Annotated in this window: 23 protein-coding genes; 14 read left to right on the top strand and 9 right to left on the bottom strand. The window is 66.1% G+C overall.

Annotation, left to right across the window (positions count from 1 at the left end; translation table 11 throughout):
* The 4 genes from ABB26_RS00005 to ABB26_RS00020 form a co-directional block, all read right to left on the bottom strand.
* Window positions 1–730 (bottom strand): alcohol dehydrogenase catalytic domain-containing protein (locus ABB26_RS00005; protein WP_152982480.1); only part of this gene is annotated, 730 nt, incomplete at its 3' end.
* A gap of 18 nt (window positions 731–748) precedes the next feature.
* The gene (locus tag ABB26_RS00010) at window positions 749–1159 is read right to left on the bottom strand and encodes an organic hydroperoxide resistance protein (protein ID WP_057631463.1); all 411 of its coding nucleotides are present in this window, start codon (window positions 1157–1159) and stop codon (window positions 749–751) included.
* A 145-nt stretch (window positions 1160–1304) separates the two neighbouring features.
* A complete protein-coding gene (locus ABB26_RS00015; RefSeq protein ID WP_057631465.1) occupies window positions 1305–1982 on the bottom strand; it encodes a type 1 glutamine amidotransferase domain-containing protein in 678 nt (225 codons plus the stop codon).
* A gap of 10 nt (window positions 1983–1992) precedes the next feature.
* The gene (locus ABB26_RS00020) at window positions 1993–2625 is read right to left on the bottom strand and encodes a TetR/AcrR family transcriptional regulator (protein WP_057631467.1); all 633 of its coding nucleotides are present in this window, start codon (window positions 2623–2625) and stop codon (window positions 1993–1995) included.
* A 575-nt stretch (window positions 2626–3200) separates the two neighbouring features.
* Here ABB26_RS00020 and aroQ point away from each other — a divergent pair.
* The 4 genes from aroQ to accC are packed head-to-tail and all read left to right on the top strand — an operon-like array spanning window position 3201 to window position 5977.
* The gene (aroQ, locus tag ABB26_RS00025) at window positions 3201–3647 is read left to right on the top strand and encodes a type II 3-dehydroquinate dehydratase (protein WP_057631469.1); all 447 of its coding nucleotides are present in this window, start codon (window positions 3201–3203) and stop codon (window positions 3645–3647) included.
* Window positions 3644–4072, top strand: coding sequence for a lysozyme inhibitor LprI family protein (locus ABB26_RS00030; protein WP_083490602.1), 429 nt, complete (start codon window positions 3644–3646; stop codon window positions 4070–4072). The genes aroQ and ABB26_RS00030 overlap by 4 nt, the downstream gene beginning before the upstream one ends.
* A gap of 53 nt (window positions 4073–4125) precedes the next feature.
* Window positions 4126–4599: an acetyl-CoA carboxylase biotin carboxyl carrier protein gene (gene accB / locus ABB26_RS00035; RefSeq protein ID WP_057631470.1), complete on the top strand. Its 474-nt coding sequence runs from the start codon at window positions 4126–4128 to the stop codon at window positions 4597–4599.
* Window positions 4600–4609: 10 nt separating this feature from the next.
* Window positions 4610–5977, top strand: coding sequence for an acetyl-CoA carboxylase biotin carboxylase subunit (accC, locus tag ABB26_RS00040; protein ID WP_057631472.1), 1368 nt, complete (start codon window positions 4610–4612; stop codon window positions 5975–5977).
* Between the two features lie 107 nt (window positions 5978–6084).
* Here the strand turns inward: accC and ABB26_RS00045 are convergent, their stop codons facing one another.
* The 3 genes from ABB26_RS00045 to ABB26_RS00055 all read right to left on the bottom strand — a co-directional run bounded on the left by ABB26_RS00045 (window position 6085) and on the right by ABB26_RS00055 (window position 9665).
* On the bottom strand, window positions 6085–8157 hold the full coding sequence (locus ABB26_RS00045) for a putative bifunctional diguanylate cyclase/phosphodiesterase (protein WP_057631474.1): 2073 nt from the start codon (window positions 8155–8157) through the stop codon (window positions 6085–6087).
* A gap of 189 nt (window positions 8158–8346) precedes the next feature.
* On the bottom strand, window positions 8347–8706 hold the full coding sequence (locus tag ABB26_RS00050; RefSeq protein WP_057631476.1) for a hypothetical protein: 360 nt from the start codon (window positions 8704–8706) through the stop codon (window positions 8347–8349).
* Window positions 8703–9665, bottom strand: coding sequence for a hypothetical protein (locus ABB26_RS00055; protein ID WP_057631478.1), 963 nt, complete (start codon window positions 9663–9665; stop codon window positions 8703–8705). Before ABB26_RS00055 ends, ABB26_RS00050 begins: the two co-directional genes overlap by 4 nt.
* Before the next feature lie 146 nt (window positions 9666–9811).
* On the opposite strand from ABB26_RS00055, the gene prmA reads away from it, so the two are divergent.
* The 7 genes from prmA to ABB26_RS00090 all read left to right on the top strand — a co-directional run bounded on the left by prmA (window position 9812) and on the right by ABB26_RS00090 (window position 16109).
* Window positions 9812–10726, top strand: coding sequence for a 50S ribosomal protein L11 methyltransferase (prmA, locus tag ABB26_RS00060; protein WP_057631480.1), 915 nt, complete (start codon window positions 9812–9814; stop codon window positions 10724–10726).
* A 29-nt stretch (window positions 10727–10755) separates the two neighbouring features.
* On the top strand, window positions 10756–11541 hold the full coding sequence (locus tag ABB26_RS00065; RefSeq protein ID WP_057631482.1) for a DUF3426 domain-containing protein: 786 nt from the start codon (window positions 10756–10758) through the stop codon (window positions 11539–11541).
* 99 nt (window positions 11542–11640) lie between these two features.
* Window positions 11641–11913, top strand: a complete 273-nt coding sequence (gene fis / locus ABB26_RS00070) for a DNA-binding transcriptional regulator Fis (RefSeq protein ID WP_057631483.1) — start codon at window positions 11641–11643, stop codon at window positions 11911–11913.
* Window positions 11914–12065: 152 nt separating this feature from the next.
* Complete coding sequence (gene purH / locus ABB26_RS00075; RefSeq protein WP_057631485.1) at window positions 12066–13649, top strand: bifunctional phosphoribosylaminoimidazolecarboxamide formyltransferase/IMP cyclohydrolase; 1584 nt, start codon at window positions 12066–12068, stop codon at window positions 13647–13649.
* A gap of 201 nt (window positions 13650–13850) precedes the next feature.
* Window positions 13851–14261 (top strand): hypothetical protein, encoded by a 411-nt coding sequence (locus ABB26_RS00080; RefSeq protein WP_057631488.1) that lies wholly within the window; start codon window positions 13851–13853, stop codon window positions 14259–14261.
* 22 nt (window positions 14262–14283) lie between these two features.
* The gene (gene purD, locus ABB26_RS00085) at window positions 14284–15570 is read left to right on the top strand and encodes a phosphoribosylamine--glycine ligase (RefSeq protein WP_057631491.1); all 1287 of its coding nucleotides are present in this window, start codon (window positions 14284–14286) and stop codon (window positions 15568–15570) included.
* Window positions 15571–15668: 98 nt separating this feature from the next.
* Complete coding sequence (locus ABB26_RS00090) at window positions 15669–16109, top strand: acetyltransferase (RefSeq protein ID WP_057631493.1); 441 nt, start codon at window positions 15669–15671, stop codon at window positions 16107–16109.
* Between the two features lie 159 nt (window positions 16110–16268).
* On the opposite strand, the gene ABB26_RS00095 is transcribed toward ABB26_RS00090, so the two are convergent.
* Window positions 16269–17264: an aldo/keto reductase gene (locus ABB26_RS00095; RefSeq protein WP_057631494.1), complete on the bottom strand. Its 996-nt coding sequence runs from the start codon at window positions 17262–17264 to the stop codon at window positions 16269–16271.
* A gap of 80 nt (window positions 17265–17344) precedes the next feature.
* On the opposite strand from ABB26_RS00095, the gene ABB26_RS00100 reads away from it, so the two are divergent.
* Together ABB26_RS00100 and yccS are read left to right on the top strand one after the other, a co-directional pair.
* Complete coding sequence (locus tag ABB26_RS00100; protein WP_211261924.1) at window positions 17345–18268, top strand: LysR family transcriptional regulator; 924 nt, start codon at window positions 17345–17347, stop codon at window positions 18266–18268.
* A gap of 88 nt (window positions 18269–18356) precedes the next feature.
* Window positions 18357–20549 carry a YccS family putative transporter gene (gene yccS, locus ABB26_RS00105; RefSeq protein WP_057631496.1) on the top strand — a complete coding sequence of 731 codons (2193 nt, stop codon included), beginning with the start codon at window positions 18357–18359 and terminating at the stop codon, window positions 20547–20549.
* Window positions 20550–20654: 105 nt separating this feature from the next.
* Here yccS and ABB26_RS00110 read toward each other — a convergent pair whose 3' ends face one another.
* Window positions 20655–21842 carry an MFS transporter gene (locus tag ABB26_RS00110; protein ID WP_057631498.1) on the bottom strand — a complete coding sequence of 396 codons (1188 nt, stop codon included), beginning with the start codon at window positions 21840–21842 and terminating at the stop codon, window positions 20655–20657.
* 98 nt (window positions 21843–21940) lie between these two features.
* Between ABB26_RS00110 and ABB26_RS00115 the strand changes: the two genes are divergently transcribed.
* Complete coding sequence (locus ABB26_RS00115; protein WP_057631500.1) at window positions 21941–22813, top strand: LysR family transcriptional regulator; 873 nt, start codon at window positions 21941–21943, stop codon at window positions 22811–22813.

Genomic DNA, 22813 nt, shown 5'->3' on the forward strand with positions numbered 1-22813 from the left:
CATCGACCAGCGCGTGATGGAGGCCTCGGTGCACGTCACCTGGGCGCAGCACGTGCTCGGACCGGCGCGGATGGTCCTCCCCGTGCCGCACGCCAGCGCCGACGGAGCGGCAGCGCAGTGGATCGGCATGCCGCTGAGTGCGCTGGTGCGGCTGGAATTCCTGCAGGCCGAACGCGGGCAATGGATTGGGCAGAACACCGCCAACGGCGCGGTCGGCAAGACCCTGGCGATGCTCGCCGCCGCGCGCGGCGGCGAGCATCGCCAGGGTCTTGCCGACCGCGCCGTTGGCGGTGTTCTGCACAATCCATTGCCCGGGTTCGGCCTGCAGGAATTCCAGCAGCATCAGCGCACTCAGCGGCATGGCGATCAACTGCGCTGCCGCTTCGTCGGCGATGGCGTCCGGCACGGGGATGACCATCCGCGCCGGTGCGATGAAGTGCTCCGCCCAGGTGCCGTGCACCGAGGCCGCCATCACGCGCTGGCCGATGGCGATGCCTTCAACGCCCTCGCCCAAGGCATCGACGGTGCCCACCGCTTCACTGCCGCCGATGGCCGGCAACGTGGGCTTGTAACCGTACTTGCCGCGGATGGTCCACAGGTCGTGGTTGTGGATGGGCGCGAGGATCGTCTTGATCCGCACTTCGCCCGCGCCGGGCTGCGGCACCGGGCTCTCGCCCAATGCCAGCACGTCGGCCGGTTCACCAAAGGTGGTGTGGATGGCGCTGCGCATGATGGTCTCCGGTAGGGTTCAGACGGCAGTGACGTGCAGGCGCACGTCGATGTTGCCGCGTGTGGCATTGGAGTACGGGCAGATGTGGTGCGCGGCTTCGACCAGGCGCTGCGCATCGGCCTGGTCCAGGCCCTTCACTTCAACGTGCAGGTCGATGTCCAGCGCGTAGCCGCCTTCGGCGGTCTGGCCGATGCCCACTTCCACCGACGTTGCCGTGCCGCTGGGCTGCAGTTGCAGCTTCTTGGCGGCCACCGGCAAGGCGTTGTCGAAGCAGGCAGCGTAGCCCAGTGCGAACAGCTGCTCGGGGTTGGCGCCGGCCTTGCCGGAGCCCGGCAAGGCGAGGTCGAGCGTGAGGCTGCCGTCGTCCAGTGCGGTGCGGCCAGCGCGGCCACCGGTGGAAGTGGCGCGGGTTTTGTAGAAGATTTTCATTACCGGTTCCTTGGGGGAATGTGGGTGCGGCCGATGCGATGGAGTGGCATGGGCTACCCAGCGGATTGCTTCAATGAAAGTGACGGTGTTGCGGGTGTTGCGCTCGGCACAACACCCATCAAGCCGACTGCGGGATTACGGATGCTCAGGCCAACTGCGCGAGCAAGGCCTTGGCGACGGCTTCAGAGCTGGCCGGGTTCTGCCCGGTCACCAGATGACCGTCGGTCAGCACGAACGACTGCCAATCCGGCCCCTTGGCGTAGTTGCCGCCGAGGCGCGCGAACTCGTCTTCGATCAGGAACGGCACCACCGCGCTCAGGCCTACCGCGTCTTCCTCGCTGTTGGAGAAGCCGGTGACCTTGCGGCCGGCGACCAGTGGTTTGCCGTCAGCGCTGCGTGCGGCGATCAATGCACCGGGCGCGTGGCAGACCAGCCCCAGCGGCTTGTTGGCGCGGTCGAAGGTTTCGATCAACGCGATGGAATCGGCATCACGCGCCAGATCCCACAGCGGCCCGTGGCCGCCCGGGTAGAACACCGCGTCGAACTGCGCGGGGTCGATCTGCTTCAGCGGCAACGTCGTCGCCAGGTGCTGCTGCGCGGCGCTGTCCTTGCGGAAGCGCTCGGTGGCGGGTGTCTGCGCATCAGGCGCGTCGCTGTGCGGATCCAGCGGCGGCTGGCCGCCCGCCGGCGATGCCAGGGTGATTTCGGCGCCGGCATCCTTGAACACGTAATAAGGTGCGGCGAACTCCTCCAGCCAGAAACCGGTCTTGCGCCCGGTGTCGCCGAGCTGGTCGTGCGAAGTCAGTACGAACAGGACTTTCATGGCAGTACCTTCAATCGTTGGGGGGAGAAAGGCGCGCGGCGGTGTTGCCGCACGTCAGCAGGTGTTCGGTGGCCTCACGCGCCTGCCGCAGCGGCAGACGGTCCTGACTGAGCTTGGACAGCAGCGCCGCGCCCAGCCACATCTGATAGAGCACGCGCGCGACATCGAGCGCGGCTTTGCCGGCGGGCAGCGAGCCATCGGTGCGGCCTTCCTCGACCAGCGCGGCGATGCGCTGCAGCAGGCGCTGCACACCATCGTCGAGCACGCGCCGCATGTCCTCGGACAGGTCCGCGACCTCGGCGGCAAGCTTCACCACCAGGCATTCCTCGGCCCAGCCCTGCGCCGGATCGGCCGGGTCACGCGCCCAGGCATCCCAGTAGCGCATCAACCGCTGCTGGCCGTTGCCGCCCTCGGCCAGCAGCAGCTCCAGCTTGCGCCCGTAGTCGTCTACGTACTGTTGCAGCAGCTCGCAGCCGAACGCTTCCTTGGACGAGAAGTAGTGATAGAACGAGCCCTTGGGCACCGCGCAGGCCTTGAGAATTTCCTGCAGACCCAGCGCGGCAAAGCCCTTCTGCAGGACCAGCCGGTAGCCGGTATCAAGGATGTGCTGGCGGGTTGCCTGGGCTTTGGGAGAGAGGTTCATGGGGTGAACTGTACTCCGAATAGACCGGTCGTCTATTAATGGTGGATTAAATGGTGGATTACTGGGCTGGTGGGGTTTGCGTTCGGCGAGAGCTGCGCTGGCCGAGGCCGACAGAGCTGGTGAAGGCACCGGTGACGGAATAGGGAAGAGTGTGCATGGACGCCCCCTTCTTCCCTGCGGGAGAAGGTGCCCCGGAGGGTGGAAGAGGGGGGCTTTGAGGCTTTGGCTTTGGTTTGGACCATGAGAACTTCACCAGACCGGCTTCGATCTACCCTCTCCCAACCCCTCTCCCGCAAAGGGAGAGGGGCCAAGGCAAATGCCCTGCTCCCCAACTTCGCTCATTTCCCGGCAAAACCCGCGCATCAGGCCGCCCCACATTTGCCGGCCTACCGCCCCATCCCAACTGCCAACCAGACAAAGCCCCTCCCCACCCGGCTCCCAGGCACTGCCGCACATACAAACCCGGAACCCCGTCAAAATTCAAACAAACGATTAAAACGAGGCTAATTTCGTCGAACTGGACAGCATTCCCGGCTTCCCTCACACTGCCGCCCTTTCCCGCCGACCGCTGGATCATGGCAAAACTGTTGGTCCTCCATGGCCCCAATCTGAACCTGCTGGGCACCCGCGAACCGGATGTCTACGGCCACACCACGCTGCCGCAGATCGACGCGGCGCTGGCGGCGCAGGCGCAGCAGGCGGGGCACCAGGTCGAGCACCTGCAATCCAACGCCGAGCATGTGCTGGTGGATCGTGTGCAGGCCGCGCGTGGCGATGGAACCGCTTTCATCCTGATCAACCCGGCGGCCTTCACGCATACCTCGGTCGCCCTGCGCGATGCGTTGGCAGCGGTGGCCATCCCGTTCATCGAGATCCACCTGTCCAACCCGCACACCCGTGAGCCGTTCCGCCAGCACAGCTATCTCAGCGACAAGGCGGTAGGCGTGATCTGCGGCTTTGGCGCCGACAGCTACCGCTACGCCATGGATGCGGCATTGACGCGCCTGGTGGCGGCCGCATGAAGCCCGTGCGGCAATGGCTGACCGCCCTGGCGTTGGGCTGCCTGCCGCTTGCGGCGGCACAGGCCGGCAGCGTTGACCGCGCTGCCGAAGGCATCGATTGCGCGACCGCTACCAGCACGATGGAACACGATCTGTGCGCATCTGACCGCGCCGAAGACGCCGACGCCTTGTTGAACACTGCTTACGGCCAGGCCCGCCAGCAGTTGCGGCAGCAGGCCGCAGACGGCAGCTGCACGCATTGCACCGACGCCGAGCAGCAGCTGGTTGTCGCGCAGCGCGCCTGGATCCAGCTGCGCGACAAGGATTGCGACGCGGTGTACGCCTTTCATGCCGATGGCACCTCGCGCAACGGCGCGCGGATGCACTGTCTCACCACCCACGCGCAGGACCGTACGCGGCAGCTGCGCGATTTCTACGAACTTTGACCCGGGCGCACCGCGCCTTCTCCTTACCGCTTAATAGAACGAAAGAGGCCCTCATGGATCTGCGCAAAATCAAGAAGCTCATCGACCTGCTGGAAGAATCGAACCTGGCCGAGATCGAGATCAAGGAAGGTGAAGAATCGGTGCGCCTGTCGCGCAATCCGGTTGGCACCTATGTCGCCGCACCGGCACCGGTCTACGCCGCGCCGGCCGCTGCCGCCCCGGCCATGCCGATGAGCGGCCCGACCGAAGCCTCCACCGGCGGCACCGCCAAGCCGGGCAACGCCCTGCCGGAAGGCCACGTGCAGCGCGCGCCGATGGTCGGCACCTTCTACTCGTCCTCGTCGCCGGACAAGCCGGCATTCGTCAGCGTCGGCCAGACCGTCAAGGCCGGTGAAACCCTGGCCATCATCGAGGCGATGAAGATGTTCAACCCGATCGAGGCCGAAGTGTCCGGCACCGTGGTGGCCATCCTTGGCGAGAACGGCAGCCCGGTGGAATTCGACCAGCCGCTGTTCGTGATTGCCTGAGGCGCCGGCCATGCTCGACAAGGTCGTTATCGCCAACCGGGGTGAAATCGCGCTGCGCATTCTGCGCGCGTGCCACACCCTTGGCATCCGCACGGTCGCGGTGCACTCCACCGTCGACCGCAATCTCAAGCACGTGGCCATGGCCGACGAGTCGGTCTGCATCGGCCCGGCACCGTCGTCGGAAAGCTACCTCAACATCCCGGCACTGATCGCCGCGGCCGAGGTCACCGACGCCCAGGCCATCCACCCCGGTTACGGCTTCCTCTCCGAGAACGCCGACTTTGCCGAGCGCGTGGAGCAGTCCGGCTTCATCTTCATCGGCCCGCGTGCGGAAACCATCCGCCTGATGGGCGACAAGGTGGAAGCAATCCGCGCGATGAAGGCTGCCGGCGTGCCGTGCGTGCCCGGCTCGGGCGGCCCGCTGGGTGAGGATATCGTCGCCAACACCAAGATCGCCCGTGAGATCGGCTACCCGGTCATCATCAAGGCATCGGGCGGCGGCGGCGGCCGCGGCATGCGCGTGGTGCATGTCGAAGCCTCGTTGAAGGCCTCCATCGAAACCACCAAGTCCGAAGCCAAGGCCGCGTTCGGCAATGGCGAGGTCTACATGGAGAAGTACCTGGAGAATCCGCGTCACGTGGAAATCCAGGTGCTGGCCGATGGCCAGGGCAACGCCATCCACCTGGGTGAGCGCGACTGCTCGATGCAGCGCCGTCACCAGAAGGTGGTGGAAGAAGCACCGGCACCGGGCATCACCGCCGAGCTGCGCGAGCAGATCGGCAAGGTCTGCGTGGAAGCCTGCATCCGCATCGGCTACCGCGGCGCCGGCACGTTCGAGTTCCTGTTCGAGGACGGCAAGTTCTACTTCATCGAAATGAACACCCGCGTGCAGGTGGAACATCCGGTGACGGAGATGGTGACCGGCATCGACCTGGTCGCCGAGCAGCTGCGCATCGCCTCGGGCCAGAAGCTGACCATCAAGCAGAGCGACGTGGTGCTGCATGGTCATGCCATCGAGTGCCGCATCAACGCCGAGGACGCGGAAACCTTCATTCCGAGCCCCGGCCTGATCACCGGCTTCTACCCGCCGGGTGGCCCGGGTGTGCGCGTGGATACGCACATCTACGCCGGCTACAAGGTGCCGCCGAACTACGATTCGATGATCGGCAAGCTGATCGTGCACGGCCCGGACCGCGACACCGCCATCGCGCGCATGCGCGTGGCGTTGAGTGAGATGGTCGTGGACGGCATCAAGACCAACGTCGCCCTGCAGCAGCGCATCATGCGTGACAAGGGCTTCCAGGCCGGTGGACAGAACATCCACTACCTGGAAAAGCGTCTGGCCGAGCGCAAGAACCAGTCGATCGCCTTGACCTGATCAAGTGCGGCGACAGGCATGGAAGAAGGCGGGGAAACCCGCCTTTTTCTTTGTCCGGCGTTTGTGGTCGCAGGTGAAGCCAATGCAGATCACCTGACCTTGCACACTCACGCTGCCGCCTGATCCCTGTAACTGCCAAACGCCTCCGCCGTTGCAGGACGCCCCAGGAAAAATCCCTGCAGCGTGTCGCACCCCAGCGACAGCAGGAACTCGCGCTGCGCGGCGGTTTCAACTCCCTCGGCCACCACTTTGATGTTCAACGCGCGGGCCAGGGCGATGATCGACGAAACGATGGCCGCATCTTCCTCGTTGCTCTCCAGGTCGCGCACGAATGCGCGGTCGATCTTCAGTTCCGCCGCCGGCATGCGCTTGAGATACAGCAGGCTGGAGTAGCCGGTGCCGAAATCGTCGATGGCGATCTTGACGCCCATCGCGGTGAGGCTGTTCAGCACTTCCAGGCTGGCATCGACGTCCTTCATCGCCGTGGTCTCGGTGACCTCAAGCGTCAGGTACCGCGCGTCGATGCCATGGCGTTCGATGATGTTGCGCACCGTCGCCACCAATGCCGGCGAATCGAACTGCAGCGGCGACAGGTTCACCGCCATCGACCACTGCGCATGACCCGCGTCGTGCCACTGCCGCAGCTGCCGGCAGGCCTGGTCCAGCACCCAGTCACCCATCGACAGGATCAGGCCGCTGCGCTCGGCAATCGGGATGAACACATCCGGCGCCAGCAGGCCAAGCTCGGGGTGTTGCCAACGCAGCAATGCTTCGGCGCCGATGACGCCCTGCTCGGAGGCATCGAACTTGGGCTGGTAATGCAGCACCAGCTCACCGCGCTCCACCGCCTTGCGCAGGTCCTGCAGCAACCGTAGTTGGCGATTGGCATTGACCTGCATCGCCGCGGTGAAAAACGTGTAACCGTTCCGGCCGAGCTGCTTGGTGTGGTACATGGCCACGTCGGCATGCGCCATCAGCTCGCGCTCGTTGCTGGCATCGCTGGGATACAGCGCGATGCCGAGGCTGGCGCTGACCTGCAGCTCGGCGGTGTCGATCAGGAAAGGCTGTGCGGCCGCTTCCACGACCCGCTCGGCAATCACCAGCGCATCGTCCGGGCTGTCCACCGTCAATGCCATGACGAACTCATCGCCGCCCAGCCGCGCGAAGGTGTCCTGCGGCCCCAGCAAGCCACCGATGCGGCGCGCCACGGCGATCAGCAGGCGATCACCCAGCTGATGGCCGTAGGCATCGTTGATGGTCTTGAAACCATCCAGGTCGCAGAAGATGACCGCCACCGCGCGGCCTTCCTGCTGCGCGCGCTTGATCGCCTGCTCCATGCGGTCCTGCAGCAGCATGCGGTTGGGCAACTGGGTCAGCGGGTCGTGCAGTGCGGCCTGCACCAGTTTCTGGTTGGCATCGGCCAGCGAGTCTGCCAGCACACCGGTGCGCTCACGCATGCGACGGTCGAACAGCGAGGCGATCAGCGCGATGCCCAGCGTCGCCACCGTGGTGACGATGACCAGCACCGCCAGCCACTGCGTATCGATGCCGCCGGTACGTACCGCGCCGCACACGCTGCCCACGGGGAAACGCGCGGCGGCCATGCCGGTGTAATGCATGCCCACGATGGCCAGCCCCATCAGCAACGAGGCGAGTCCACGCATGCGCAGCGTTCTGCGGTGCTCGTTGCGCAGGCGGAAGGCAATCCACAGGGCCGCGCCCGAGGCGGCGATGGCCAGCGCGATGGAAGCGATGAACCAGCCGAGGTGATAGTCGATGCCCGGCTGCATGCGCAGTGCCGACATGCCCAGGTAATGCATGGCCGCGATGGCCAGGCCCATCAACACCGCACCGGCCAGCAACTGCCAGCCCGGCAGGCTGGGCCGCGACACCAGCCACAGCGCATAGGCCGATGCGCCCACCGATACCGCCAGCGACCACAGCGTGATGGCCAGGTCGTAGCCCAGCGGGATCGGCAGATCAAACGCCAGCATGCCGATGAAATGCATGGACCAGATGCCCAGGCCCATCGCTGCGGCACCGCCGACCAGCCACCAGCGCGCCACCCGGCCTTGTGCGGTTGCCAGGCGGCCGGCCATGTCCAGAGCGGTATAGGAGGCCAGTACGGCCACTACGATCGAAAACACGACCAACGTCTGGTCGTAGGTGGCAATCAACATTGCAGATCCATCAACACAAACCCGATAAGTCGCCTCGGTATCGGCCAGCGGCGGGAAATCTTTCAGCCGCTGGCGATCGCCCAAAGAAAAAGCGGGGAAACCCCGCTCTTCTTTGCCTCGAAGCCGGCGCACTGCAGGCCGCGCACGTCTGGCGGCTTGCGCCGCGCCGGCAGGCCTGCGGATGCGCCGTTACTCGGCGGTCACCGCGGTGCCTTTGACCGGCTCGGTACCCAGCGGCGAGGACGGATCCACCACGGTCACCGTTTCCACCGAGCCATCCGGCCAGACGATCTGGAAGCGGCTGCCCGGCTGCAGCGTGGAGAACGGCATGCCGCTCTGTGCACGGTAAATGGCTGCCGCCTGGCTGGCACCGGCGCGACGCTGATCCGCATCGGACTTCACCGAGGTCAGTTTGACCTTGCTCATTTCCCGGTAACGGTCGTCGTAGGTGTCGATCAGCACGACGCCCACGGCACCTGCCGAGTAGGCGACAAACAACACCACCCAGATCCAGAATTTTGCTCCATGAAGGAGACGACGGTAGTTCATTGTTTACCTCCCCGCGCCCGGCGCAGGCTTTTGACTAGTTCGTTCATTTTTTCCATACCCTGCCGCGATACCGCGGCGTCGTACACAAACGTCTCGAAGTCCTGGTCGGGATCGCGCGAACAGATCCCGCCATTGGCGCAGTAGCCGGTCATCAATGCGCTGCCCGGCCCACACGCCAGGCCCAGTTGGCAGGCCGCCAGTTGCCACGCCAGCTGCGCGGCCTGGTCACCGGCGACCAGACCGCTGTAGGCGCTGTCACCGGCAGCGGCCACACCCATCGCCGTGGACACGGCCAGAAACGCCTCCGGGTCCTGCGAATTCAACACCCGCTCCACCAGACCACGGCGGTATGCGGCATCCGTGCGCAGCGGCTCGCCCATCGACAGCAGCGCGGCCTCGGCAGCGAGGTTGCCGGCGGTGGCCGAGCTGCGCCGTTGCTGCAAGATCAGCGCACGTCCCAGACCATCGGCAGCGGTAAAGCCCACGCATCCCTGGCTGACCTGTTCACGCGCCGCCGTCAGGCCCGGCACGTCCTTCAAACCCATGCTTGCCAGCGTCGCGCTGTCCAGCGCGTAACCCTGCGGATCCATGGCATAGACCCCGCAATAGTCATAAATGCGGCTGACCATCCAGCCCGCCTCGGCATCACCGGCCGCCGCGGCCGCACGCAGCTGGCGTGCGTATTCGAACAGGCCACGCCCGCCTTCAAAGGCCGCGCGCAGGTCCAGCGGCAGGCCCGGGCCGACCGCAGCGCTCAGTTCGCGCCCGCCCGGCTGGCTGTCAGCCGCCGCGCCGGTGGCGTCGGAAACCTGTTCCACCGATACGTTCATCGCCGCCGCCATTTCCTGGCTATCGGCTGCATGCAGACCGCCACCGCTGCGGAAACCCAGCACGGCAAGCAGCACCGCCGCGGGCAGTGCCAACAGGTACCAGGGTTTTCTGGCAAGCAGGGAAAGCATCGGTAACCGGCACGAAAGGGCGGGTGATGATCCGGGGATTCTAGCAAGCAAGCGCTTGACGACGATGAATCCGGGCGCGCGGGCGCGCAATCAAGCCCGGCCTCGTCTAGGATGCGTGCCCTGTCCCGCCGTTGCTGTCCCCCGCCATGCCCTTCCTTGAATTGACCCTGCGCTGCACCGAAACCACCCAGCCCCGCTACGAGAACGCGCTCGAAGACGTGGGTGCGCTGGCGGTGACCATGCTCGACGCCGACGCTGACACCAGCAACGAGCGCGCGATTCTGGAGCCGGGCGTGGGCGAAACGCCGTTGTGGAACGACCTGGTACTGACCGCGCTGTTCCCGGCCGACACCAACGCGCTGGCGTTGCTGGCCGCACTGGAAGCCTTCGATGCCGGCCTGGACTGGGCAAACGCCAGCTTCCGCGCGGTCGAAGATGAAGACTGGGAACGCGCCTGGCTGGACCAGTTCCAGCCGATGCGTTTCGGTGAACGGACCTGGATCGTGCCGTGGAACCACGAACTGCCCGAGGAAGCCCAGGCCGCCGACGCCGCCATCGTACGGCTGGACCCGGGCCTGGCATTCGGCTCGGGCACCCACCCGACCACTGCGCTGTGCCTGCGCTGGCTGGACCAGCTTGCCGCCGACGGCGAACTGGCCGGCAAGACCGTGCTCGATTTCGGCTGCGGCTCGGGCATCCTCGCCCTGGCCGCACTCAAGCTGGGCGCGGCCGCCGCGGTGGGGGTGGACAACGACCCGCAGGCACTGATCGCCACCGCCGACAACGGCGAGCGCAACGGCACGCAGATTGCCGCCTACCTGCCGCAGGACGAGCCGGTGGCGACGTACCCGGTCGTGGTCGCCAACATCCTGGCCTCGGCCCTGGACGCACTGGCCGAACTGCTGGCCGCGCGCGTGGCACCCGGTGGCCGCATCGCACTGTCGGGCATCCTGCATGGCCAGGAAGGCGAACTGCTGGAACGCTACGCCGCCTGGTTCGACCAGCTTGAAGCGGTACAGGACGGCGACTGGATGCGCATCACCGGCGTGCGCCGTGCTTGAATGGGCGCAACGCCCCGGCACCGCCTGACATGAGCGACGAAACCACGCCCTCTCGCCCCTCGCTGGCCACTTTTCTGCACGGCAAGCCGGCGCCCAAGCCGGAGGATGCCGTTGCAGTCGATGCCAATGAGGCGGCAACACCGCCAGCGGCAGAACTGCTGCCTGCCTCCGAGCCGGAGGCGCCGGTAAGCGAGCCGTTGGAAATCGCCCATCCGGTGGCGCGGGACGCCGCGAGCGAGCAGGTCGTCGATCCCGTCGACACTGCAGATGATGCCGAGAGCGAAGCCGCTTCCGGGCCCGCCCCCAGCTTCAGCCGCAGCGCACGTGCAAGCCGCGCTGCCGCGCATGTCACGCCGCGTTGGCAGTGGGCATTGGTAGCGGGTCTGGCATTGCTGCTGGGTGTCCAGATCCTGATCGCCGACCGGGCACGGTTGGCCGCCGACGCAGGGACCCGACCACTGGTCAGCGCGTTGTGCACGGTGCTGCGCTGTTCGCTGCCGGCATGGCATGAGCCGTCGGCCTACACCATGCTCAGCCGCGACATCCGCCCGGCACCGGGCCAGCCCGGCGTGCTGCAGGTGCACGCCAGTTTCCGCAACGACGCACGCTGGGCGCAGGCCTGGCCGGCGCTGCGTCTGTCCTTGTCCGATGCCGATGGCCGGGTGATCGGCCGCCGCACTTTCCAACCGGCCGAGTACCTCGGGCCCACGGCGGACCCGCAGGCACGACTGGAACAGGGGCAGAGCGCGCAGGTGTCGTTCCAGTTGCATGAACCGGCTGCAGCAACGGTCGCCTTCAGCTTCGAATTTCACTAAGCACGTGCGCATGGCGTGGCAGGCCGGCGGCCCACGCGCTAGACTCCTCCCCCCACGCCGGGCCACTGGGCCCGACTCTGTTGAATCCGGGAAATTTCCTTGAACGCTGCCCCCACCCGTCCTGACACCAGTCGTGGCGCCGCCAAGCCGCCGCTTCGCGAACACGTCGCACAGTCCGTGCGCCGCTACCTGCGTGACCTGGACGGCTGTGATGCTGACGATGTCTACGAGATCGTCCTGCGTGAAATGGAAATCCCGTTGTTCGTGGAAGTGCTCAACCACTGCGAAGGCAACCAGAGCCGCGCCGCCGCGCTGCTGGGCATCCACCGCGCCACGCTGCGCAAGAAGCTCAAAGAGTACGGACTGGCCTGAGCCACCCTGGCTGTAAAGCGGAGCCACGCTCTGCTGAAGCACAACCGGGAAACATCCCGCCGAGCATGACTCGGCACCACCGGGGTTCACCGGGCAGGGATATGACCACGCGGCTACAATACCGGCCCGCTTCCGCTTCCCCTTCTGCCCCCATGTCTGCTGATCTGCTGCCCGTCCGCCGGGCCTTGCTGTCTGTTTCCGACAAGACCGGTCTGGTCGAACTGGCCCGCGCCCTGGCCGCCCGCAATGTCGAGCTGCTGTCCACCGGCGGTACCGCCAAGGCGATCCGCGACGCCGGCCTGCCGGTCAAGGATGTCTCCGACGTCACCGGCTTCCCGGAAATGATGGATGGCCGGGTCAAGACCCTGCACCCGATGGTGCATGGCGGCCTGCTCGGCCGTGCCGGTACCGACGATGCGGTGATGGCCGAACACGGCATCGCGCCGATCGACCTGCTGGTGCTGAACCTGTATCCGTTCGAGTCGGTCACCGCCAAGGCCGATTGCACGCTGGCCGATGCGGTGGAGAACATCGACATCGGCGGTCCGGCAATGCTGCGCAGCGCCGCCAAGAATTTCGCCCGCGTGGCCGTGGCCACCAGCCCGGACCAGTACGCGGCGCTTCTGGCCGAACTCGATGGCAACGACGGCAAACTCTCAGCGGCACAGCGCTTCGCGTTGTCCGTCGCTGCGTTCAACCGCGTGGCCCAGTACGACGCGGCGATCAGCAACTACCTGTCGGCCGTGACCGCAACCGATGCGGCGGTGCCCGAGCGTGCTGAATTCCCGGCGCAGATGAATTCCTCCTTCGTGAAAGTGATGGACCTGCGCTACGGCGAAAACCCGCACCAGAGCGGCGCGTTCTACCGCGACCTGTACCCGGTGCCGGGCACGCTGGCCACCTTCGTGCAGCTGCAGGGCAAGGAGCTGAGCTACAACAACCTGGCCGACGCCGACGCGGCGTGGGAATGCGTGCGTCAGTTCGACGTGCCGGCCTGCGTCATCGTCAAGCACGCCAACCCGTGCGGCGTGGCCGTGGCTGCCGACGTCGGCGCTGCGTATGAAATGGCCTACAACACCGACCCGACCAGCGCGTTCGGCGGCATCCTCGCTTTCAACCGCACGCTGGATGTTGCGACGGCCAAGGCCATCCTCGACCGTCAGTTCGTCGAAGTACTGATCGCCCCGGACTACGAGCCGGCCGCGCTGGAATACGCCACCAAGAAGGCCAACGTGCGCGTGCTGCGCATTCCGAACGGTGACGGGCGCAACAACTACGACACCAAGCGCGTGGGTTCCGGCCTGCTGATCCAGAGCGCCGACAACCGCGGCATGTCACTGCAGGAACTGAAGACGGTGACCCAGCGCGCGCCGAGCGATACCGAACTGCGCGACCTGCTGTTCGCCTGGCGCGTGGCCAAGTACGTCAAGTCCAACGCGATCGTCTATGCGAAAGACGAGCGCACGATTGGCGTAGGCGCCGGCCAGATGAGCCGCGTGTACTCGGCGCGCATCGCCGGCATCAAGGCCGCCGATGCGGGCCTGGTGGTGCCGGGCTCGGTGATGGCGTCCGACGCGTTCTTCCCGTTCCGTGACGGCCTGGATGCCGCTGCCGAAGCCGGCATCACCGCGGTGATCCAGCCGGGCGGTTCGATGCGCGACGCCGAGGTGATTGCCGCTGCCGATGAGCACGGCATCGCCATGGTGTTCACCGGCGTGCGTCACTTCCGTCACTGACACGCGCCATGACGGCCGGGGTGATCGGCAACATCGCTCCCGATCGTTGCGGCCCTGCAGGCAAGCTGTCTGCAGGGCCCGCATGTCGCGCAAGGGCGTTATCAATCTGGCAGCACGCAACACCTTGCCGGCGACACGCCGCGCGATTGCAACAACGCACTACCGCATTCCCGTTTCCACTCACGCAAAGGGCTGCAGCTGATGCGCAACATTCTGATTCTCCTGCTCGCCGGCACCTGCGCGGCCCTGCTTGTCGGCTGTGGCAACGGCAAGCTTGCCGACGCACAGCGCACCGCCGTGGACAGCATGAGCAAGCAACTGCCTGCGCCGTATCGCGATGGTTTGATCATCGACTCGGTGCACCGCCATGGCGATGACCTGGTGCAGATGATCCGCTCCCCCGACGCGACCGTGGCCATGGCCAAGGCCAAGCCGGAAGTGTTTGAAGCCCTGCGCCGCGATGAAGACGAAGCCATCACCGAGCTGTGCGCGAACCCGACGCTGGCGCCCGTCTACGCCGCTGGTGGTGGTGTGCGCCGCCGCTTCATCGATGCCAATGGCGCGGTGTTCTTCGAAGTCACGCTGAAGTCTTCCCATTGCATTTCCCATTGAACGCTCCACAGGAACTGACCCCATGAAAATCCTCGTCATCGGCGCCGGCGGCCGCGAACACGCCCTGGCCTGGAAGCTGGCCCAGTCCGCGAAGGTCAGCGAAGTGATCGTCGCCCCGGGCAATGCCGGCACCGCCACCGAAGGCAAGTGCCGCAATGTCGCGATCAAGGTCACCGATATCGCCGGGCTGCTGAAGTTGGCGCAGGACGAGGCCGTCGGCCTGACCGTGGTCGGCCCGGAAGTGCCGCTGGTAGCCGGCGTGGTGGATACGTTCCGGGCGGCGGGCCTGCGCATCTTCGGGCCGACCGCCGCTGCCGCGCAGCTGGAAGGCAGCAAGGCATTCGCCAAGGATTTCCTTGCACGCCACGGTATTCCCACCGCGTACTACGCCGTGCACACCGAGGTGGAGGCCGCGCTGGCTTATCTGCATGAGAAGGGCGCGCCCATCGTGATCAAGGCCGATGGCCTTGCCGCCGGCAAGGGTGTGATCGTGGCGATGACGATGGAAGAAGCCGAAGCCGCCGTGCACGACATGCTCAGCGGCAACGCCTTCGGCGATGCCGGTGCACGCGTGGTGATCGAGGAATTCCTCGACGGCGAGGAAGCCAGCTTCATCTCGATGGTCGATGGCCGCATCGCGCTGCCGATGGCCACCAGCCAGGATCACAAGCGCGTGGGCGACGGCGACACCGGCCCCAACACCGGCGGCATGGGCGCGTATTCGCCGGCCCCGGTGGTGACGCCGGACGTGCATGCGCGGGTGATGCGCGAAGTGGTCGAGCCGACCGTCGCCGGCATGATCGCCGACGGCGTACCGTTCACCGGCTTCCTGTATGCCGGGCTGATGATCGATGCGGATGGCGCACCGAAGGTGATCGAATTCAACGTGCGCTTCGGCGACCCGGAAACCCAGCCGGTGATGCTGCGCCTGCAGTCGGATCTGGTCGACCTGCTGGAAGCGGCCATCGACGGCGCCCTGGCCGGCGTGGAAGCGCAGTGGGATCCGCGTCCGTCACTGGGCGTGGTGCTCGCCGCCAAGCCGTACCCGGAAACGCCGATCGTGGGTGATGTGATCAGCGGCCTGGCCGATGTGCCGGGCAGCGCCAAGGTGTTCCATGCCGGCACCGCTTTGGATGCCGACGGCAATGTGATCAGTGCCGGTGGCCGTGTGCTGTGCGTGGCAGCGCTGGGTGACAGTGTTTCCGATGCGCAGCAGCACGCCTATGCCGGCGTTGCGAAGATCCATTGGGCCAACGAGTTCCACCGCAACGACATCGGCTGGCGCGCGATTGCGCGTGAGCAACAGTAAACCCTGCATGTGATGGGAGGCGTCCTGAAGGGTCTACTTGTGATCGCATCAGAGACACAACAGGACGCACCTCCACCGAGGTTGGGGACGAGACCGCAATGACCACCATCAGATCTTCCCGCCCCGTCGATGCTGAGCGCGCTGTCGAAATCTGGCGGAGCGCAGTCGATGCGACGCATGATTTTCTGTCGCCACAGGATCGCAGCGCCATCGATGTGATGGTGTGCGACTTTCTGCCCAAAGTACCGCTCTGGCTTGCCGTGGATGCCAATGACTACCCGCTCGCCTTCATGTTCATTGACAACGGACACATGGAGGCACTGTTCGTGGACCCGGCATGTCGCGGAACGGGTATCGGTGCCGCGCTGGTGCGTCACGGCCTCGCGCTTCATCCAACCATGACGACCGACGTCAATGAGCAGAACGGCCAGGCCGTTGGCTTCTACGAAAGAATGGGATTCAAGCGCACGGGCCGGTCGCCGCTCGATGGGCAAGGCAGGCCTTATCCGCTTGTCCATTTGAAACATTCAAACCAATAGCCCGGACTGACGGTTTCCAGCCCCGGGGCCAGCGGGCTTCTGGGCCATGCACGATCCCCGCGGAAAGAGACACAAAGGGCGGCCTCGCGGTCGCCCTTTGTCATTGAAATCCATCGCGCGTCACGCGCCGCTTGCATCACTTCTGCTTCTTTTCCCCCCTCAGCGATGCACGCTACCAATGCTCGCCGCCGGATACCGCGCACCTGCCGCCGCATCCACCGGGAACACCGCATCAATCCGCGCCAGATCATCGGCATCCAGCACCACGTCCAGCGCACCCAGATTCTCTTCCAGATACGCCAACCGCTTGGTGCCCGGAATCGGCACCAGATCATCGCCCTGCGCCAGCACCCACGCCAATGCCAACTGCCCGGGCGTCACGCCCTTGTCGGCAGCAATCGCATTGACCTGCTCCACCAGCGCCAGGTTGCGCGCAAAGTTCTCACCTTGGAAACGTGGTGACTTGCTGCGGTAATCGCCTTCTTCAAAGTCCGCCGGGCTACGGATCGCACCGGTCAGGAAACCGCGCCCCAGCGGCGAGTACGGCACGAAGCCGATGCCCAGCTCGCGCACCGTTGCCAGCACGCCGTTCTGTTCGGGCTCGCGTGACCACAGCGAGTACTCGGTCTGCAGGGCGGTGATCGGATGTACCGCATGCGCGCGTCGGATCGTCTCCGGTGCCGCTTCGGACATCCCCAGGTAACGCACCTTGCCCTGCTCGACCAGCCGCGCCATCGCACCGATGGTGTCTTCGATCGGCACCTGCGGATCGACGCGATGCTGGTAGTACAGATCGATGTGGTCCACGCCCAACCGCTGCAGACTCGCCTCGCAGGCAGCCTGCACGTATTCCGGGCGGCCATCGACACCACGCGATTGCGGGTCACCCGGGCTGAGCAGCACGCCGAACTTGGTCGCCAGGAACACCTGCTCGCGACGATCCGCAATGGCGCGCCCGACCAGCACTTCATTGGTGTGCGGGCCGTACATGTCGGCGGTATCGAGCAAGGTGACACCACGCTCCAGCGCGCGGTGGATGACCGCGATCGAGGCAGCGTCATCGCCGCGGCCACCGTAGAAGGCGCTCATGCCCATGCAGCCAAGGCCAAGGGCGGAAACAACCGGGCCGTCACGGCCCAACAGGCGGGTCTGCATTGCATGCATCCATCAACGAAGGGGAGGCCACTGTAGGCCGGCACCACTACCCGGATAAACCCGCATAATCAGGACTGACCATGAAGCCTGACCGCACAATCGACCCCGCTCTGCTGCCTGCGCTGGCCGCCTTCGCCTGCGTGGCCCGGCAGGCCAGCTTCCGCCAAGCCGCCATCGAGCTGGGCGTTTCGCCGTCGGCGCTGTCGCAGACCATCCGCAACCTGGAGCGCCGGCTGGGCACGCGCCTGTTGCAGCGAACCACCCGCACGGTGGGCCTGACCGAACCTGGCCAACGGCTGCTGCAGGAAACCGTGCCGGCACTGGCACGCATCGGCAGTGCGCTGCAGGCCATGGAAGAAAGCCGCGACGTTCCGTCCGGCCAGTTACGCATCACCACGCCACGCTATCCGGCCGAACACCTGCTGCTGCCGTTCCTGCCCCAGTTCCATGCGCGCTATCCGCTGGTAAAAGTCGAACTGTCGATCCAGCCGGCCATGGTTGACGTGGTCGCCGAAGGTTTCGACGCGGGGATCCGGCTGGGTGAATCGCTGGCTGCCGGCATGATCGCGGTGCCACTGGGGCCGCCGCTGCGGTTGGCGGTGGTCGCCAGCCCGGCCTATCTGCACCGGCACGGCGTGCCGGATCGCCCCGAGGCGCTGGTCGGCCACGCCTGCATTCCCCACCGCAACAGCGACGGCCGGATCATGCCGTGGGAATTCAGCCGCGATGGCCACGACTTCTACATCGAAGTCGACGGCCCCTTGCTGCTCAATGACAGCCACCTCGCATTGCAGGCCACCCGCGCCGGACTGGGCCTGCAGCAGGTGTTCGAGCACAACGTGCGCGCCGACCTGGATGCCGGCCGGCTGGTGCGGGTGCTGGACGCGTGGCAGCTTCCGTTCGCCGGTTTTCATCTTTACTACCCTTCGCGCGATCACCTCGCGCCGAAGCTGCGGGTGTTCATCGATTTCATGCGCGCGGCCAATGCGGCGGCATTCAAATGATGCACTCCCCGCCTTGCCCACGCTTGCCTGTGCAACAACCGCGTCGCAAGCTGGTCCTCCCTTGAACACATCAGGCCATACCACCGGCATGCCCCGTCTCGAACGCCAACTGGGCCAGCTCTGGGCCCATGAAAAAGCCAGCTATGGCCTGCGCGTTTTCATCGCGCTGACCAGCGTGCTGGCCTACGGCTGGTACTACGACCGCATCGGTGCGATTCCCGGTTTGTTCCTGGGGATCATTGCCAGCGCCATCGCCGAGACCGACGACAACTGGTGGGGCCGCACCAAATCCGTACTGCTGTCGCTGCTGTGTTTCAGCCTGGCTGCCGCTTCGGTGGTGTGGCTGTTCGCCTATCCCCTGCCCTTCATCACCGCACTGGCATTGACCGCGTTCTGCCTGACACTGCTCGGCGCACTGGGCGAACGCTACGCCTCCATCGGCCAGGCCACGGTGACGCTGGCGATCTACACCATGCTGGCGATGGACCAGCTCAAGTCGCCGGACATGGCGTGGCATGAGGTCGCCAACCTGCTGATCGGCGCCGCGTGGTACGGCCTGCTGTCGATCCTGTGGACGGCGATGTTCGCCAACCGTCCGGTACGCGAGCGGCTGGCGCGACTGTTCTTCGAACTGGGCCATTACCTGCAGCTCAAGGCCGATCTGTTCGAGCCGGTGCGGCACGGCAACCTGGAAGCGCGACGGCTGGCGCTGGCCGAGCAGAACGTGCGCGTGGTCGAAACCCTGAACACCGCCAAGACCGCCATCCTCAGCCGTTTCGGCCGCTCTGGTCGGCCCGGCGTGCAATCGGGCCTGTATTTCCGCCTGTACTACATGGCGCAGGATTTCCACGAACGCGCCAGCTCCTCGCACTATCCCTACGAAGCGCTGGCCGACACGTTCTTCCACAGCGACGTGCTGTACCGCTGCCGGCGGCTGCTGTCGCTGCAGGGCAAGGCCTGCCAGGCGTTGGGGCAGGCCATCCGCCTGCGCCAGCCTTTCGTCTATGGCGAACAGGCGTTGCAGGCCGGCCAGGATCTGACCGAATCGCTGCGCTACCTGCGCGAACACCAGCGCCCGCAGTGGCTGCGTCTGCTCGGCTCGCTGCAGCTGCTGGCGCACAACCTGTCCAGCATCGAGCGGCAGCTCTCCGAAGCCTCGCTGGCCGACGTCCCGCTGGAAGGCATCGATACGCGCCTGCGCGATTCCTCGCCACATACCCTTCGCGAAATGGCCACGCGCCTGCGCCAGTCGCTGACACCGGGCTCGCTGCTGTTCCGCCATGGCGTGCGTATCGCGCTGGCGCTGATTGCCGGTTACGTCGTGCTCAAACTGGTGCACCCGGAAAACGGATATTGGATCCTGCTGACCATCCTGTTCGTCTGCCGCCCGCATTTCGGCGCCACCCGACGGCGGCTGGTCGAGCGCATCGCCGGCACGCTGGTGGGCCTGGGCGCGACGTGGGCGCTGATGCAGTTGTTCCCCGGCACCCATCTGCAGCTGCTGGTGGCACTGGCCGCGGCATTGGTGTTCTTCTTCAACCGCACCGACCGCTACCTGCTGGCCACCGCCGCGATCACGGTGATGGCACTGGTGTGCTTCAACCTGCTGGGCGATGGCTTCGTGCTGATCTGGCCGCGCCTGCTGGACACGCTGATCGGCTGCGCCATCGCCGCCATCGCCTCGCTGCTGATCCTGCCCGACTGGCAGGGCCGTCGCCTGCACCGGGTGATGGCGCAGGTGGTGGCCACCAGTACCGCCTACCTGGACGCCGTGCTGGGCCAGTACCGCAGCGGCATGCGCGACGACCTGCCTTACCGCGTTGCCCGACGCGACATGCACAACGCCGACGTGGCGCTGTCCGTCGCCCTGGCCCACATGCTGCGCGAGCCCGGCTACGCGCGCGGCAACCTGGAGGGCGGCTTCCGCTTTCTGGCGTTGTCCAACACCCTGCTCGGTTATCTGTCGGCGCTGGGCGCGCACCGCGCGCAGTCAACGCCGGTGGCCGAAGACCCGGTGATCACGGCCGGTCATCAGCAGTTGCAGCAGTCGCTGTCGGAGCTGGCCGAGGCGTTGTCCAAACGCGAAGCCGCATCGCCGCAGGAAGAAGAAATCGCGTTGGCCGATGCGCTGGAACAACTGCCCGATGACATCGACGAGAAAGCACGACTGGTACGCACGCAGTTGGCACTGATGCTGCGGCTGCTTCCGAAACTGCGAACCACCGCCGCTGAAGCAATCCAGCTGCAAACCCCGGCAATGCCCGTTGCAGCAGCCACATAAGCCAAGGAGTTGGGGCGCCACCACCGTTTGAATTTTCCGCGATTGCAGGTTCTCACCTGACCGATGCGTCACCGGCTTCGCGACCAAGGCCGCTCCTACGCCGCATCAACGATGCGGCGCTCGCAACGGCATGAAAAACACCACCAATCCCAGCACTGCCAGCAAGCCACCCAACACACATACGCCATTCCAGCCGTACTGCGTCCACGCCGAGGTGCCCAGCGCCGAACCACTGGCGCCCCCGATGAAATAGCAGGTCATGTAGGCCGATGTGATGCGGCTGCGTGCACTTTCATCCAGCTGGTAGATCACGCTCTGGTTGTTGATGTGCACCGCTTGCACCGCGATGTCCAGCAGCAGTACGCCGAGGACCAGGGCCAGCAGCGACACCGGCGCCCACACCAACACCAGCCACGACAGCAACAGCATCACCAGACCGCCACCGGCCACCCAGCGGCCAAGGCCGCGGTCACTCAGGCGACCGGCACGGCTGGCGGCCAAGGCACCGGCCGCACCGACCAGGCCGAACAACCCAATCGTGGCGATGGAGTAGCCGTAGGCCGGTCCCGACAGCAGGAATGCCAGCGGCGTCCAGAACACGCTGAAGCCGGCAAACAGCAACCCGCCCAGCAGCGAACGCTGACGCAGCAACGGCTCGTCACGCAGCAACGCCAGCACCGAGCCGATCAGACGCGGATACGACAACGTGGCCGTCGGCTGATGTGCGGGCAACAGCTTCGCCAGCGCCACCGCCAGCAACAGCAAGGCCACGCATGCCACCGAATAGATGGTGTGCCACGAACCAATGCCGGCCAACACGCCCGAGGCCGTACGCGCCAGCAGGATGCCCAGCAGCAGGCCGGCCATGATCGTGCCGACCACCCGCCCGCGTTGCTCCGGGGCAGCCAGTGTCGCGGCGTGCGGAATGATCACCTGCGCCGCCACCGCACTCAGCCCGCTCAGGGCGGTGCCAAGCAGCAGTTGGGTCAGACCGCTGGCGGTGGCGCTGATCACCAGGCCCACCGCAGCCAGCACGAACAGGCCGACGATCAGCCGACGCCGCTCCAGGCGGTCGCCCAGCGGCACGATCAACAGCAGGCCGGTGGCATAGGCCAACTGCGCCACGGTGACCACCCAGCCGGCCTGGCCGGCACTCACCTCGAACACGCCGGCCAGCAACTGCAACAACGGCTGGGCGTAGTAATTGCTGGCAACGATCAAGCCGGTGGCGATGGCCAGCAGCAGTACCCGCGACTGGGGAAGGACGTGCGCGGCAGGAGTTCTGGGGGACATGGCAGTGGGGATTCAGGAAACCGGGCGCCAGTCTGTTCCCGGCGCAGGGATGACACAAATGCATTGTTTTCATCCATGCCATCTGTTTCAGTGATGGCATGTTCACCCTGCGCCAGCTTGAATTCGTCGTCGCCGTGGCCGAAGAAGGCAGCTTCACCGCCGCCGCCGCCCGTTGCCACACCGTGCAGTCGGCGCTGAGCCATCAGGTGGCCCGGCTGGAGGACGCCTTTGGGGCCCGCCTGTTCGAGCGTGGACCTCGGCGGGTGCGGGCTACCGCCGCTGGCGAGGTATTCCTACGCAATGCCCGACTTACCCTGCAGGCGGCCGCCCGCCTGCAGGAGGAAATGGCACTGGCACTGGGCACCGTGCGTGGCCGCATCAACATCGGCCAGATCACCTCGCTCAACGTGGTCGATGTGCCGGCGCTGCTGGCGACTTTCCGTGCCGCCCATCCCGCTGTCGACGTGCACCTGCGGGTGGGCATGAGCGAAGCACTGCTGGCTGACCTGGACGAGGGGCGACTGGACATCGCCCTGATCGGCGTCGGTCCGCAGCTGGCGCTGCCACCACAACATCGGTTGCTGCATGAGGAAGGCCTGTCGCTGGTAATGCCACCGGATCACGCACTGACCACGCGCAGGACCATTCCGCTGGAGGCCCTGGATGGAATCCCGCTGGCGGCACTGGTCGCCGGTGCCGGTGTGCGCCGCATGGTCGATGATGCGCTGGTCGGCCGTGGTATCCGCCCACAGCTGCAGTACGAAGTCACCCACAGCGAAATCCAGCGGCAACTGGTGGCTGCCGGCCTGGCGGTTGCGGTAGTGCCAGCCAGCATGGCCGAACGCATGGAAGGCGTGAGCGTGCGGCCCCTGGCCGAAACCTTTTACTTCCGTACCTGTGCGGTATGGCGGGCCGATCCCACCCCCGCCGCGCGCGCCCTGCTCGCGCTGCTGCCCCCGCTGGCAGCGTGA

The sequence above is a fragment of the Stenotrophomonas humi genome (assembly GCF_001431415.1).
GTDB classification, from domain to species: domain Bacteria; phylum Pseudomonadota; class Gammaproteobacteria; order Xanthomonadales; family Xanthomonadaceae; genus Stenotrophomonas; species Stenotrophomonas humi.

Bases quoted from the DNA above. Each gene is read 5' to 3' on its own strand.
- ABB26_RS00045 (WP_057631474.1), bottom strand. From the start codon at position 8,157: ATGTTGATTGCCACCTACGACCAGACGTTGGTCGTGTTTTCGATCGTA.
- ABB26_RS00110 (WP_057631498.1), bottom strand. From the start codon at position 21,842: ATGTCCCCCAGAACTCCTGCCGCGCACGTCCTTCCCCAGTCGCGGGTA.
- ABB26_RS00030 (WP_083490602.1), top strand. From the start codon at position 3,644: ATGAAGCCCGTGCGGCAATGGCTGACCGCCCTGGCGTTGGGCTGCCTG.
- prmA (WP_057631480.1), top strand. From the start codon at position 9,812: ATGCCCTTCCTTGAATTGACCCTGCGCTGCACCGAAACCACCCAGCCC.
- ABB26_RS00080 (WP_057631488.1), top strand. From the start codon at position 13,851: ATGCGCAACATTCTGATTCTCCTGCTCGCCGGCACCTGCGCGGCCCTG.
- ABB26_RS00055 (WP_057631478.1), bottom strand. From the start codon at position 9,665: ATGCTTTCCCTGCTTGCCAGAAAACCCTGGTACCTGTTGGCACTGCCC.
- purD (WP_057631491.1), top strand. From the start codon at position 14,284: ATGAAAATCCTCGTCATCGGCGCCGGCGGCCGCGAACACGCCCTGGCC.
- accC (WP_057631472.1), top strand. From the start codon at position 4,610: ATGCTCGACAAGGTCGTTATCGCCAACCGGGGTGAAATCGCGCTGCGC.
- accB (WP_057631470.1), top strand. From the start codon at position 4,126: ATGGATCTGCGCAAAATCAAGAAGCTCATCGACCTGCTGGAAGAATCG.
- ABB26_RS00095 (WP_057631494.1), bottom strand. From the start codon at position 17,264: ATGCAGACCCGCCTGTTGGGCCGTGACGGCCCGGTTGTTTCCGCCCTT.
- ABB26_RS00015 (WP_057631465.1), bottom strand. From the start codon at position 1,982: ATGAAAGTCCTGTTCGTACTGACTTCGCACGACCAGCTCGGCGACACC.
- ABB26_RS00100 (WP_211261924.1), top strand. From the start codon at position 17,345: ATGAAGCCTGACCGCACAATCGACCCCGCTCTGCTGCCTGCGCTGGCC.
- purH (WP_057631485.1), top strand. From the start codon at position 12,066: ATGTCTGCTGATCTGCTGCCCGTCCGCCGGGCCTTGCTGTCTGTTTCC.
- ABB26_RS00115 (WP_057631500.1), top strand. From the start codon at position 21,941: ATGTTCACCCTGCGCCAGCTTGAATTCGTCGTCGCCGTGGCCGAAGAA.
- ABB26_RS00090 (WP_057631493.1), top strand. From the start codon at position 15,669: ATGACCACCATCAGATCTTCCCGCCCCGTCGATGCTGAGCGCGCTGTC.
- ABB26_RS00020 (WP_057631467.1), bottom strand. From the start codon at position 2,625: ATGAACCTCTCTCCCAAAGCCCAGGCAACCCGCCAGCACATCCTTGAT.
- aroQ (WP_057631469.1), top strand. From the start codon at position 3,201: ATGGCAAAACTGTTGGTCCTCCATGGCCCCAATCTGAACCTGCTGGGC.
- yccS (WP_057631496.1), top strand. From the start codon at position 18,357: ATGCCCCGTCTCGAACGCCAACTGGGCCAGCTCTGGGCCCATGAAAAA.
- ABB26_RS00010 (WP_057631463.1), bottom strand. From the start codon at position 1,159: ATGAAAATCTTCTACAAAACCCGCGCCACTTCCACCGGTGGCCGCGCT.
- ABB26_RS00050 (WP_057631476.1), bottom strand. From the start codon at position 8,706: ATGAACTACCGTCGTCTCCTTCATGGAGCAAAATTCTGGATCTGGGTG.
- ABB26_RS00065 (WP_057631482.1), top strand. From the start codon at position 10,756: ATGAGCGACGAAACCACGCCCTCTCGCCCCTCGCTGGCCACTTTTCTG.